This is a genomic window from Streptomyces sp. MBT65 (assembly GCF_016612545.1).
Classification (GTDB): Bacteria; Actinomycetota; Actinomycetes; order Streptomycetales; family Streptomycetaceae; genus Streptomyces.
This window is the reverse complement of sequence record NZ_JAENRY010000236.1, coordinates 1-12,014: the sequence shown is the minus strand read 5'-3', so window position 1 is coordinate 12,014 and position 12,014 is coordinate 1. Positions and strand designations below refer to the sequence as shown.

The 12,014-nt window shown below is 70.6% G+C and carries 11 protein-coding genes; 4 read left to right on the top strand and 7 right to left on the bottom strand.

Annotated elements, in window-relative coordinates; genetic code table 11:
• The first annotated feature begins 17 nt into the window (after nucleotides 1-17).
• The 3 genes from JHN63_RS37600 to JHN63_RS37590 all read left to right on the top strand — a co-directional run bounded on the left by JHN63_RS37600 (nucleotide 18) and on the right by JHN63_RS37590 (nucleotide 2,174).
• Nucleotides 18-671 (top strand): TetR/AcrR family transcriptional regulator, encoded by a 654-nt coding sequence (locus JHN63_RS37600; protein ID WP_200689472.1) that lies wholly within the window; start codon nucleotides 18-20, stop codon nucleotides 669-671.
• Between the two features lie 10 nt (nucleotides 672-681).
• Nucleotides 682-996 carry a hypothetical protein gene (locus JHN63_RS37595; RefSeq protein WP_307782070.1) on the top strand — a complete coding sequence of 105 codons (315 nt, stop codon included), beginning with the start codon at nucleotides 682-684 and terminating at the stop codon, nucleotides 994-996.
• Between the two features lie 140 nt (nucleotides 997-1,136).
• Nucleotides 1,137-2,174: a C40 family peptidase gene (locus JHN63_RS37590; RefSeq protein WP_200689475.1), complete on the top strand. Its 1,038-nt coding sequence runs from the start codon at nucleotides 1,137-1,139 to the stop codon at nucleotides 2,172-2,174.
• Here JHN63_RS37590 and JHN63_RS37585 read toward each other — a convergent pair.
• From JHN63_RS37585 to JHN63_RS37565, 5 genes are read right to left on the bottom strand one after another with little or no spacing between them, the layout of a single operon-like run.
• Complete coding sequence (locus tag JHN63_RS37585) at nucleotides 2,147-3,400, bottom strand: styrene monooxygenase/indole monooxygenase family protein (RefSeq protein ID WP_200689467.1); 1,254 nt, start codon at nucleotides 3,398-3,400, stop codon at nucleotides 2,147-2,149. The genes JHN63_RS37590 and JHN63_RS37585 overlap by 28 nt on opposite strands.
• A gap of 25 nt (nucleotides 3,401-3,425) precedes the next feature.
• Nucleotides 3,426-4,067 (bottom strand): ATP/GTP-binding protein, encoded by a 642-nt coding sequence (locus JHN63_RS37580; protein WP_200689465.1) that lies wholly within the window; start codon nucleotides 4,065-4,067, stop codon nucleotides 3,426-3,428.
• Nucleotides 4,048-4,458, bottom strand: coding sequence for a DUF742 domain-containing protein (locus tag JHN63_RS37575; protein ID WP_200689463.1), 411 nt, complete (start codon nucleotides 4,456-4,458; stop codon nucleotides 4,048-4,050). The genes JHN63_RS37580 and JHN63_RS37575 overlap by 20 nt, the downstream gene beginning before the upstream one ends.
• On the bottom strand, nucleotides 4,455-4,958 hold the full coding sequence (locus JHN63_RS37570) for a roadblock/LC7 domain-containing protein (protein ID WP_200689460.1): 504 nt from the start codon (nucleotides 4,956-4,958) through the stop codon (nucleotides 4,455-4,457). Before JHN63_RS37570 ends, JHN63_RS37575 begins: the two co-directional genes overlap by 4 nt.
• The gene (locus JHN63_RS37565; RefSeq protein WP_307782069.1) at nucleotides 4,955-7,627 is read right to left on the bottom strand and encodes a nitrate- and nitrite sensing domain-containing protein; all 2,673 of its coding nucleotides are present in this window, start codon (nucleotides 7,625-7,627) and stop codon (nucleotides 4,955-4,957) included. Before JHN63_RS37565 ends, JHN63_RS37570 begins: the two co-directional genes overlap by 4 nt.
• A 353-nt stretch (nucleotides 7,628-7,980) precedes the next feature.
• On the opposite strand from JHN63_RS37565, the gene JHN63_RS37560 reads away from it, so the two are divergent.
• Nucleotides 7,981-8,769 carry a protein phosphatase 2C domain-containing protein gene (locus JHN63_RS37560; protein WP_200689454.1) on the top strand — a complete coding sequence of 263 codons (789 nt, stop codon included), beginning with the start codon at nucleotides 7,981-7,983 and terminating at the stop codon, nucleotides 8,767-8,769.
• A gap of 18 nt (nucleotides 8,770-8,787) precedes the next feature.
• On the opposite strand, the gene JHN63_RS37555 is transcribed toward JHN63_RS37560, so the two are convergent.
• Entirely contained in the window at nucleotides 8,788-9,297 is a 510-nt protein-coding gene (locus JHN63_RS37555) for a MarR family winged helix-turn-helix transcriptional regulator (protein ID WP_200689452.1), read from the bottom strand.
• Nucleotides 9,298-9,425: 128 nt separating this feature from the next.
• Complete coding sequence (lon, locus tag JHN63_RS37550; protein WP_200689449.1) at nucleotides 9,426-11,843, bottom strand: endopeptidase La; 2,418 nt, start codon at nucleotides 11,841-11,843, stop codon at nucleotides 9,426-9,428.
• Nucleotides 11,844-12,014: the final 171 nt, after the last annotated feature.

Sequence of the window (12,014 nt, the reverse complement as noted above, 5' to 3'; positions counted from 1 at the left end):
CGGACTACCCTGCACCCATGCCCCCCGCCGCCTCCACCCCCGCCTACCGCCGTCTGAACGTCGAGGAACGCCGCAGCCAGCTTCTCGAAGCCGCCCTCACCCTCTTCGCACACCGCGCCCCCGAAGAGGTCTCCCTCGACGACGTGGCGGAGGCGGCCGGGGTCTCACGCCCACTGGTGTACCGGTACTTCCCGGGCGGCAAGCAGCAGCTCTACGAAGCCGCCCTGCGCTCCGCCGCCGAAGAGCTGGAGCAGTGCTTCGACGAACCCCGCGAGGGCCCCCTCCTCCCCCGCCTCGCCCGCGCCCTCGACCGCTACCTCGGCTTCGTCGACCAGCACGACGCCGGGTTCAGCGCGCTGCTCCAGGGCGGCAGCGTCGTGGAGACGTCCCGTACGACGGCCATAGTGGACGGCGTCCGGCGCGCCGCCGCCCTGCACATCCTCAGCCATCTCGGCGTCGCCGAACCCGGACCCCGGCTGCGGATGACCGTACGGATGTGGATCACGGCCGTGGAAGCGGCCTCGCTGATCTGGCTCGACGAGGACAAGCAGCCGCCGGTCGACGAGTTGCGGGACTGGCTGGTGGAGCAGTTCGTGGCGGTGCTGTCGGTGACGGCCCGGCGGGATCCGCAGACGGCCGCGCTGGTCCAGGGCCTCGGGGCGGATGGCTGACACTGGTGGCGTGAAGAGCGAAGAGACCCCGTTCGAGGGCGGCCCCATGGACGGGCGCTCCCTGCCGATCCTCCTCGGCCCGACCGGAACCCCGCCGAAGACCTACCGCATCCCGGTCCCCGACGACGCCGGCGGCCCGCCCACGGTCCTCGTCTACCGCCGGGTGCCCCGCGCCCACAGCAAACGGCTCGGGCTCCCCAAGGGCTGGAAGTACGAGTACGACCCGCAGGGGAAGCGAAGCGGCGCACTCAGGTGGCCGTGGTCCAAACCGGACTCCGCACCGGACGCCACGCCGGGCGGCAAGCCGGACAACACGCACGGGTGACCGGGTTAGGCCGAACCGCACACCCGGCGCGCGAACCCGGCGCCCGCGACTGATGCTCACGGTGCGGGGCGGAAGGCCCGCCGCGCACCGGAGGTGATGACGTGTCAGGAAGGCTTCTGCGTCTGGTCTGTACGGCGACGATGGCGGCCGGCACCGTCCTCGCACCGCTTCCCGCCGCGGCCGTACCCGATCCGCCGGCACCCGGACAGCGCCCCGTGGCCGAACTCCTGACGGACCTTCAGACCCTTTACCGGGAAGCCGAACAGGCCACGGAGACCTACAACGCCAGCGAGGAGAAGCTGAGGAAGCAGCACTCCGAGGTCGACCGCCTCGACTCCGCGCTGTCCCGCGCCCGCCTCTCCCTCCACGACAGCCGCGGCGCCGCCGGCCGACTGGCCCGCCAGCAGTACCAGAACAGCACCGCCCTCTCCCCGTACGTCCGCCTCCTGCTGGCCCGCGATCCGCAGCACGCGCTCGACGAGGGCCATGTCATCGGCCAGTTGGCGCGCGAACGCGCCGAGACGGTGGGCCGGCTGGTCGGCAACGAGAAGAAGAGCGACACCCTGGCCCGCGAGGCCCGCAAGGCCCTGGACACCCAACTCACCCTGGCCACCGGCCAGAAGAAGGCCCGCGACGAGGTCCACCAGCGCCTCACCGCCGTCGAGGGACTCCTCGCCTCCCTCACCCCCGGCCAACTCACCGCCCTGGCCAACGCCGAGAAGGCCGCCACCGACAACGCCCAGCAGAAGCTGGTCACTTCAGGCGCCCTCGGCGACGACAACCGCGAGCCCTCCCGGGAGGGAGACCGGGCGTTGCGCTACGCGGTACAGCAAGTGGGCAAGCCCTACGAGTGGGGAGCGGAGGGCCCGAAGACGTACGACTGCTCGGGCCTGACGTCCGAGGCGTGGGGTCATGCCGGGATCCCCATCCCCAGGACCAGCCAAGAACAGTGGGCCGAACTTCCCAGAGTCCCCCTGAACGAACTACGCCCCGGCGACCTGGTCATCTACTTCCCCGAAGCCACCCACGTGGCCCTGTATCTGGGCGCGGGCCAGGTGGTACAGGCCCCCCGCACAGGCGAGAAGGTCCAGGTATCACCTGTGGCGTCCTACCCGATCTTGGGGGCCGTACGTCCAGATCGAGCGCCCCTTCAGGCCCCCGCCACCGAAGCCAGGTAAGCCCCCGTCTTCTCCGGCTCATAGAAGAAGTTCTCGAAATCGGCCGGATCGTCAAACGCGTTGGCGAACCGATCCGCCACCGGCTGCAACTGCCCAGCCGCCCCAATGAGGTTGAGCACATGCTCCGGCGGCGGACCAAGCATCGCGTTGGTCCACTTCGTGACATGCTGCGCAGTCGCCCAGTACCGCTCGAACGTCGAAGACATCCAGTCCCCGTCGAACTCCTTCTCCCCGTGCTCGAGGATCGACGCGAGATACGAAGCCGCGCACTTGGACGCGGAGTTGGAGCCCTGCCCGGTGATCGGGTCGTTGGCGACGACGACGTCAGCGACACCCAACACCAGCCCGCCACCCGGGAGCTGCCCCACCGGATTACGGACAGTGGGCGCGTACCGCCCGGCCAACGTCGCACCCGCGTCGGTGAGTTCGACGTCCCGTGCCCGGTCGTACTCCCACGGCGTGAACTTCTCCATGAGTTCCAGGGTCAGGGAGAGATGTTCCGCCGGGTCCTTGACGCCGTTGAAGACGTCGAGCGGGCCGCCGGGTATGCCCTCCCAGAACAGGATGTCCGCGCGTCCGGAGGTGGTGAGCGTCGGCATCACGAACAACTCGCCCACGCCCGGCACCAGGTTGCAGCGGACCGCGTCGAACTCCGGGTGCTCCGGGCGCGGGCCCAGACCGTGGACGTAGGAGACCGCGAGGGCCCGCTGCGGCTCGGTGTACGGGGAACGCTCCGGGTCGCGGGCGAACATCGAGACCAGCTCGCCCTTGCCCGCCGACACCAGGACGAGGTCGTACGTACGGGAGAAGTAGTCGAGGTCGCCGACTGCCGCGCCGTGGATGACCAGTTGGCCGCCGCGCTGGGCGAACGTCTCCATCCAGCCGGCCATCTTGACCCGCTGGTCGACCGACTGCGCGTACCCGTCGAGCTTGCCCACCCAGTCGATCGCGCGCTGTGTCGGCCCCGGGTCGTGCGAGCCGGGGGCGGCGACCGAGACGCCGAGTCCTTCGATCTTCGGGGCCTGGGACTCCCAGAAGTTCAGCTGGAGATCGCGCTCGTGCCCGAGGGCCATGTCGAACATGCACTGCGTCGACATGACCCGCCCGGAGCGGATCTCGTCCGCCGTCCGGTTGGACATCAGGGTGACCTCGTACCCGTGCGACTGGAGTCCGAGGGCGAGTTGGAGACCGGACTGGCCGGCTCCGACGACGAGTATCTTCCGCATACGGGTGGTGGCTCCTTGGTCGCGACTACTCGGGGGTGACGTCCAGCGCGTGGCCGACGAGCGCGAGCAGCGTCTCGATGGCCGATATCCGCCGCCGCGCGTCCATGATCATTACAGGGACGTGCGCGGGGATCGTCAATGCTTCCCGCACATCCTCCGGCTCGAACCGCTCACTGCCCACGAAGTGGTTGACCGCGACGATGTACGGCAGCCCGCAGCTCTCGAAGTAGTCCAGCGCTGGGAAGCAGTCCTTGAGGCGGCGGGTGTCGGCGAGCACGACGGCGCCGATCGCGCCGCGCACCAGGTCGTCCCACATGAACCAGAACCGCTGCTGTCCCGGCGTACCGAACAGATAGAGCACCAGGTCGTCGTCGAGCGTGAGACGGCCGTAGTCCATGGCGACCGTGGTCGTCATCTTGCCCGGGGTGGCCGTGAGGTCGTCGTGCTCCTCGCTGGCCTCGGTCATCAGCGCCTCCGTCTGGAGGGGCTGGATCTCGGAGACGGCACCGACCAGGGTGGTCTTGCCGGCGCCGAAGCCGCCGGCCACCACGATCTTCGTGGCGACGGGCGCGCGGGTGCGGTCCGTCTGCCAGGACCGCGGTTGCTCCTCGTCGTCGAGGAGCGGGGAGACGCCGTAGGCGGCGGCGTCAGAGACGACGGAGTCCACTCAGCACCTTTTCCAGCAGAGCGCGGTCAGGACGGCCCGTACCGTGCGTGGTTCCGGTTCCGTACACACGGATCTTTCCCTGGTCCGCGAGATCGCTCAGGAGCACGCGGACCACACCGAGCGGCATCCTCAGCAGCGCGGCGATCTCGGCCACCGTGCGCATCCGGCGGCAGAGTTCGACGATGGCCCGCATCTCGGGCATCACCCGGGTGTTGAGCGAACCGTTCGTCAACTCCTTGCGCTCCTCCGGGGCTTCGAGCGCCGCGACGAAGGTCTCCACGAGGAGGACGTGTCCGAAGCGGGTACGGCCGCCGGTGAGCGAGTAGGGGCGTACGCGGGCCGGTTTGCGGTCGCCGCCGCGCACCGGGAGCTTGTTGGGCCCAGGACTCATCGGGGGCTCCCCGCGGACGCGTCTTCGAGGGATTTCCTTAGCTCGCTGCGGAGTTCGGGCGTCAGCACATGGCCGGCCCGGCCGACGAAGAGCGCCATGTGGTACGACACGACGCTCATGTCGCAGTCCGCGGAGCCGTGCACGCCGAGCAGCGAACCGTCGCTGATCGACATCACGAAGAGGCTGCCCTCCTCCATGGCGACCATGGTGTGCTTCACCTTGCCGGAGTCCATCAGCTTCGCGGCGCCGATGGTGAGGCTGCCGATGCCGGAGACGATGGTGGCGAGGTCGGCGGCGGAGCCTCGTGGTCCGCTGCGCTTGGTCTCCAGGGCCTCGCGGGCCGCCGTGTTCCTCTCCGGATCGGAGGAGAGCAGCAGCAGGCCGTCGGAGGAGACGACCGCGACCGACTGGATGCCGGGCACCTCCTCGACGAGGTTGCTCAGCAGCCAGTGCAGGTTGCGGGCTTCACTGCTCAGTCCGAAGGTACTGGGCGCGGTCAACTGCTTGCCTCCTCGACGGTGCCCCCCGTGGGTTCCTCGGATCGTGCGGTCGCGCTGCGCGGTGCCGGGACCGGGTTCTGGCCGGTCTTCTCGGCGATCTCCGCTTCCACGTCCCGGTAGCCGGCGGAGGCTCCGGCGCGGAAGCCGCCGAGTCTGCGGCGTAGGGCTTCGGCGTCTACGGTGCCGGTTCGCTGGCGCGGGGCTTGTGCGGGTTGGGTGATCTTGGGGGTGCGTTTGGGGAGGCCCTTGTCCGTCACGGGGTCCTCGTCGGCTCGGGTGTGCTCGGCCTCGGCTTCGCCCTCGGCGGCGGGCGGTGTCCCTGCCGGGTCCTCCGCCGCCAGGGGCAGCAGGAGCTCCATCGTCGTCTCCGCCGGGGTCTCCGGCGGTTCCGGGCGCTCCGGAGTCTCGCTCACCTCCACCGCCTCCACGGCCTTCTCCGCCAGCGCCACCAGCGGGTCCGCGTGTTCCGAACGGCCGGGCAGGACATTGGAGTTGGCCTCGGCCGAGGCGCCGGGGAGGGAGTAGGAGTGGGTGTCGCCGGTGACCGGGGTGGCGGACGGGACCGCCGAGGCGGGGGCCGTGGCCAGCAGGGGGCCGGGGAGGACCACGACCGCGGCGATGCCGCCCTGCTTCTGGTCGCGGAGCTGGACGCGGACGCCGTGGCGGTGGGCCAGGCGGGCGACGACGTACAGGCCGAGGCCCAGGCCCTCCTCGCCCTCCTGGTCGTAGGGGGACTCCGGGTCGAACTCGGTGAGGCGGGTGTTGAGGTTGGTCATCCGGCTGATGGTCATGCCGATGCCCTCGTCCTGGACGGAGAGCATGACCTCGCCGTTCTCCAGGAGCCAACCGGAGATCTCGACGGGGGCGTCCGGCGGGGAGAACGACGTGGCGTTCTCCATCAACTCGGCCAGCAGATGGGAGAGATCGTCGGCCGCGAAGCCCGCCACGTGCGCGTGCGGCGGAAGCGCCGAGATACGGACGCGGTCGTAGCGCTCGATCTCGCTGACCGCCGCGCGGACCACGTCGACGAGCGGGACCGGGCCCGCGTGCTGCTGGACGTGTTCGGTGCCGGCGAGGACGAGGAGGTTCTCGCTGTGGCGGCGCATGACCGTGGCGAAGTGGTCGAGCTTGAAGAGGGTGGAGAGGCGGTCGGGGTCCTGCTCGCGCTCCTCCAGGCCCTCGATGACGGCGAGTTGCCGTTCCACCAGGCCCAGCGTGCGCAGCGCGAGGTTGACGAAGGTGCCGCCGATGCTGGTGCGCAGGCGCTCCAACTGCGTTGAGGAGTCGGTGACTTCGGCGCGGAGTTCCTCGCGGGCGTCGGCCATCTTCTGGCGCTGGCCGACGAGGTGCTTGCGGTCGGCCTCCAGGGTGGTGATGCGCTCGTGGAGGGCGGCGGCGTGCGTGTGCAGGGTGTTGACCGAGTTGACGACCTGGGCGAACTCGTCGTTGCGGCCGGTGAACTTGATGGCTTCCTCGGCCGCCGGGTCCTCGGCGCCGGCCAGCCTCGCCGAGCCGCGGCGCAGCACCGACAGCGGGCGGGTGAGGGTGCGGGCCATGGCGGTGGCGATGCCGACGGCGAGCAGCATGAGGGCGCCGAGGATCGCGATGCGCAGTTCCAGCGCCTCGACGTCGTCGTCGCGCAGCTGCGCGAGGTCCTTGGCGCGGTCGACGTAGAGCGCGGACTCCTCGCCGCGCATCAGGTCGACCCGGGCGGAGAGCGTCGCGTCGAGCTTCTTGGTGCTGGTGCCCAACTGGCTGTCGGAGAGCGTGGGTTGGGCGGTGAGGGCGGCGAGGTACTGCTCGGCGGAGTTGACCTCGGACCCGTTGACCGTGGAGTCGTAGCCGTCGACGGCCGCCTTCGTCGCCGTGTCGCGGAAGTCGGCGAGCGCGGAGTCGGAGCGCAGCCGGGCCTGCTGGGCGGCGGCGCTGAGGGCGTCGCGCTGCTTGGTCTGGGCCTTCGTGGAGGTGGTCTCGGTGACGGAGAGACCGGTGATGGGGCTGATGGACGTCTCGGTGGTCGTCGGCACGTTCAGCGCGGCCAGGAGCAGTCCCCGGGCGGCGGCGGCCTGCTGGACGGCGGAGTCGAGTTCGGCCAGCGCGTAGCCGCCGGAACCGGCCCGCGGCGGCATCTTCTCCGCCAACTCCTCGGCCAGCCGGTGCAGTTCGGTGATCGCGCCGGAGTACGCGACATGCGCCTCCAGCGCGCTGTTCTTGCCGGTGAGCGCGGCCCGTCGTACGGCGGCGACGTCGTCGAGGTCCGAGCGCAGCGCGGCGGGGATGTCGGTGTCGGCGCGGAGTTCCTCGACCTGGCGGTCGACGCGGGCGCTGCGGTCCTCGTCCGGGGCCTGGGACTTGGGGCGGCCCGCGGCGATGTAGGAGGTGACCGCGTCCCGCTCGTCGGCGAGCGAGTGGGCCAGCGACAGCGCGTCCTGGGTCTGTCCCGCGAGCGTCACCAGGTCCTGGGAGTCGCTGAGTTGACCCGAGGCGGTGACGAGGGAGGGGACACCGGCGGCGGCGATGGCGGCGGCCACGACCGCGACCGCGATGATGAGCCGGTTGCGTACATGGGTGCTGCGCCCCCTGCCCGCGGGGGCGGGCGCGACGGCACCGGTGGCGCCCCCCTGAGGGGCCGTCTGCTTGCCTGTGCGTCGCGGCCGCTTTTTCTGCACCGGTGCTCGCATTCCTGACTCGTGATACCCATGGGGCCGGGTGACGCTCCGTCATCCCGGTACGGCGACCCTCCCAGTGCCGGTGGGCGGTGGCCGCGCATCATCCGGCCCGCCACCCGAAGGAGTGAACCCCGGAGGGGAGTTGGCGGGCAAGTTGCGGCGGGCGGTGGAAAGGCCTTGCGCGCCCTGCCGGTTGGACGTGAGCGGCGCGCTTTGGCAGGATTCGCCGCCACGCATTCCCGGAGTGATCCATTCCCTCCCAAACCAGGCGTCTGACCTGCACGACTGCGGCAATTCGGCAGTGCGTGCCGACGTTCTGCGGAGCCTGTGAAGAGGTCGTGCAGACTGGCCGAATGCGTACGGAACTTGTGTCGGAACCCGGCGACCCGGACCGCCCCAACGAGGACTTCGCGAGCGTCGGCCTTCCGGCCTCGGGACAGGGCGGTTCGCTGATCGTCCTGGACGGAGTGACACCACCCAGGGGAGAGACGGGGTGTCTGCATTCGGTGCCCTGGTTCACCGCGCGCCTGGGTGGCGCGCTGACCGAACTGACCGTTTCCTACCGGGATCTGACCCTGACGGAGATTCTCGCCCGGGCGATCCTCCGAACAGCTGAGGCCCACGCCACCACCTGTGACCTTTCTCACCCACGCACCCCTCAGGCAACAGTGGTGCTGGCCCGTTGGTCACCGCTGGAACTCGAATATCTGGTCCTTTCGGACTCCGCCCTGCTGGTCGATTCCCCGGCCGGCGAGGTGACCGCCGTACTGGACGAGCGGCTGTCGCGCCTGCCCCGGGCCGCTCGTGCCACGGACGAGCTGATCGACGCCACGCTCCGTAACAAGGAGGGCGGCTTCTTCACGGCGGCCGCCGATCCCTCGGTCGCGGCGCGGGCGGTGACGGGCTCGCTCCCGCGCGCCGAGGTCCGTGCCCTCGCCGCCCTGACGGACGGGGCGACGAGGTGGGTGGACAAGTTCGGCCGGGGCGGCTGGGCGGAGTGCTTCGCCCTCGTGGAGAAGGAGGGGGCAGCGGAGCTGGTGCGCCGGGTGCGGGCGCTGGAGCGGGCCGACGCGCGGGAGCGGACGTATCTGCGGCGGAGCAAGACGCACGACGACGCGACGGTCGGGTACGTGGAGCTGTGACCGGCCGCCGCCCGGGTGCTACTTCTCCATGACGCCGTTCAACTGGTGCAGCAGCCGGGCGAGTTCGGCGACCTCGCGGCGGTCCCAGTGGGAGAGCTGGCTGACGTAGCGCTCGCGGCGGGCCTCGCGGACATGGGTGACCCGGCGGCGGCCCTCGTCGGTGAGGTCGACCAGCCAGGCGCGGCCGTCCGCCGGATCGGGCTCGCGGGCGATCAGGCCCAGGTCCTCCAGGGCGCGCAGCTGGCGGGACATGGTGGCCTTGCCGACGCCGATGTAGGCGGCCAGTTCGGTGGCCCGCTGCCGGCCGTACTCCTCCAGCCGGACCAGCAGGCCGTACGCGGCGGACTCCAGGTCGGGGTGGACCTCACGGGCCATCTCGCCCTGGTTGGCCCGGGCCCTGCGCAGGAGGAACGTCAACTCGCGCTCCAGGGAGAGGTATTCGGGGTCGGGGATCCCGCCGTCGCCCACCTCGATGTCGACCGTCCCGCTGTCGCTTCCGGTCTCGTCCTTGTGCACGTCAGCACTCATGGTCCGCTTTCCTGATCGTGAAAGTCGCCGCAGTTTCGCCAGTATTTCGCAGGGTGGGACCTACGTGCGACGAAGGCCCGGGCCCCTCGTGAAAGGGACCCGGGCCTTCACCTGACCGGTGGCGTCCGTCACGCCGCCACCGGAACCTCCGAGGTCGCGCCGTTCGTCGCGGGCGACAGGGCCAGCTCCAGGACCTGGCGGACGTCCGTCACCGCGTGGACGTCGAGCTTGTCCAGGACCTCGGCCGGGACGTCGTCCAGGTCGGGCTCGTTGCGCTTCGGGATGATCACCGTGGTGACCCCGGCCTGGTGCGCGGCGAGCAGCTTCTGCTTCACCCCGCCGATCGGGAGGACCCGGCCGGTCAGGGAGACCTCACCGGTCATGGCCACGTCCGTACGGACCAGTCGGCCGCTGAGCAGCGACGCGAGAGCGGTCGTCATCGTGACGCCCGCGCTCGGGCCGTCCTTCGGCACCGAACCCGCCGGGAAGTGGATGTGCACGCCCCGGTCCTTCAGGTCGCCGACGGGCAGCTCCAGTTCGGCGCCGTGCGAGCGCAGGAACGACAGGGCGATCTGCGCGCTCTCCTTCATCACGTCACCGAGCTGACCGGTCAGGGTCAGACCCGCCGCGCCCGTCTCCGGGTCGGCCAGCGACGCCTCGACGTAGAGGACGTCACCGCCCGCGCCGGTGACCGCGAGGCCGGTGGCGACACCGGGCACCGCCGTACGGCGCTCGGCCGGGTCCTGGGCGGACTCGGGCACGTGGTGCGGCCGCCCGATCAGTCCGCGCAGATCGGCGTCGGTCACCGTGAACGGCAGCTTCCGCTCACCCAGTTCGTGCTGCGCGGCGACCTTGCGCAGCAGCCGGGCGATCGACCGCTCCAGGGTGCGGACTCCCGCCTCCCGGGTGTACTCGCCGGCGAGCTTGCGCAGCGCGCTCTCGTCGATGACGACCTCGTCGTCCTTGAGACCGGCCCGCTCCAGCTGGCGCGGGAGCAGGTGGTCACGGGCGATGACGACCTTCTCGTCCTCGGTGTAGCCGTCGAGCCGGACCAGTTCCATCCGGTCGAGCAGTGCCTCCGGGATGGCTTCGAGCACGTTGGCCGTCGCCAGGAACACCACGTCGCTCAGGTCGAGTTCGACCTCCAGGTAGTGGTCGCGGAAGGTGTGGTTCTGCGCGGGGTCGAGCACTTCGAGGAGCGCGGCGGCCGGGTCGCCCCGGTAGTCGGACCCCACCTTGTCGATCTCGTCGAGCAGGACCACCGGGTTCATGGACCCGGCCTCCTTGATGGCGCGGACGATACGGCCGGGCAGCGCGCCGACGTACGTACGCCGGTGCCCGCGGATCTCGGCCTCGTCCCGCACACCGCCGAGCGCGACCCGCACGAACTTCCGGCCCATCGCGTGCGCGACGGACTCGCCGAGCGAGGTCTTGCCGACACCGGGCGGACCGACGAGCGCGAGCACGGCACCGCCACGCCGACCACCCACAACTCCCAGCCCCCGCTCCGCGCGCCGCTTGCGCACGGCCAGGTACTCGGTGATGCGCTCCTTCACGTCGTTCAGTCCGGCGTGCTCGGCGTCGAGGATCGCCTTGGCGCCCTGGATGTCGTACTCGTCCTGAGTCCGCTCGTTCCAAGGAAGTTCAAGGACGGTGTCCAGCCACGTACGGATCCACGAGCCCTCGGGCGACTGGTCGGAGGACCGCTCCAGCTTCTCGACCTCCTTGAGCGCGGCCTCGCGGACCTTCTCGGGGAGATCGGCGGCCTCGACGCGGGCGCGGTAGTCGTCGGACTCCTCGCCGTCGCTCGAATCGCCGTTCAACTCACGCAGTTCCTTGCGGACGGCTTCGAGCTGGCGGCGCAGCAGGAACTCACGCTGCTGCTTGTCGACGCCTTCCTGCACGTCCTTGGCGATGGTCTCGGCGACGTCCTGCTCGGCGAGGTGGTCGCGCAGGTGCTGGGTGGCGAGCTTCAGCCGGGCCACCGGGTCGGCGGTCTCCAGCAGCTCGATCTTCTGGTCGGTAGTGAGGAAGGGCGAGTAACCGGAGTTGTCGGCAAGCGTGGACACATCGTCGATGGCCTGCACGCGGTCGACGACCTGCCAGGCCCCGCGCTTGCGCAGCCACGCGGTGGCCAGCGCCTTGTATTCCTTCACCAGCTCGGAGACGGAGCCGGGCAAGGGCTCGGGCAGGCTCTCGTCGAGCGCGGTGCCCTCGACCCAGAGCGCGGCACCAGGACCGGTGGTCCCGGCCCCGATCTTCACGCGGCTACGGCCGCGGATCAGCGCACCCGGGTCACCGTCGGCCAGCCGGCCGACCTGCTCGATGGTGCCGAGCACGCCGGTGCTCGCGTAGGTCCCGTCGATCCGTGGCACCAGCAGGACCTTGGGCTTTCCGGGCTCGGACCGCGCGGCGGCCTGGGCGGCCTCCACGGCGGCGCGTACATCGGTGTCGTTCAGGTCCAGCGGAACCACCATTCCGGGCAGCACGACCTCGTCGTCGAGCGGCAGCACGGGCAGGGTGAGCGGTGTGGACGTCGAAGCCATGATCTCCCCTTAGGCAGTCAAGTTGAGCTATGCCGACTCAATGCTTGGGCGCCTTCGATTGTTCCCCAGGCGTTGTTCGCCGTGAGCGATCAGGGAGAGGGGGTCCGCTTCATGGCAGGTCAACACGGAAACGGGGCCAGGGCTTCCCGGGGAACGGGGGGCTTTGACGGG

Excerpts from the sequence above, each read along its gene's own strand:
- JHN63_RS37585 (WP_200689467.1), bottom strand. The coding sequence starts at position 3,400 with ATGCGGAAGATACTCGTCGTCGGAGCCGGCCAGTCCGGTCTCCAACTC.
- JHN63_RS37555 (WP_200689452.1), bottom strand. The coding sequence starts at position 9,297 with ATGAGTGCTGACGTGCACAAGGACGAGACCGGAAGCGACAGCGGGACG.
- lon (WP_200689449.1), bottom strand. The coding sequence starts at position 11,843 with ATGGCTTCGACGTCCACACCGCTCACCCTGCCCGTGCTGCCGCTCGAC.
- JHN63_RS37575 (WP_200689463.1), bottom strand. The coding sequence starts at position 4,458 with ATGAGTCCTGGGCCCAACAAGCTCCCGGTGCGCGGCGGCGACCGCAAA.
- JHN63_RS37560 (WP_200689454.1), top strand. The coding sequence starts at position 7,981 with ATGCGTACGGAACTTGTGTCGGAACCCGGCGACCCGGACCGCCCCAAC.
- JHN63_RS37600 (WP_200689472.1), top strand. The coding sequence starts at position 18 with ATGCCCCCCGCCGCCTCCACCCCCGCCTACCGCCGTCTGAACGTCGAG.
- JHN63_RS37590 (WP_200689475.1), top strand. The coding sequence starts at position 1,137 with ATGGCGGCCGGCACCGTCCTCGCACCGCTTCCCGCCGCGGCCGTACCC.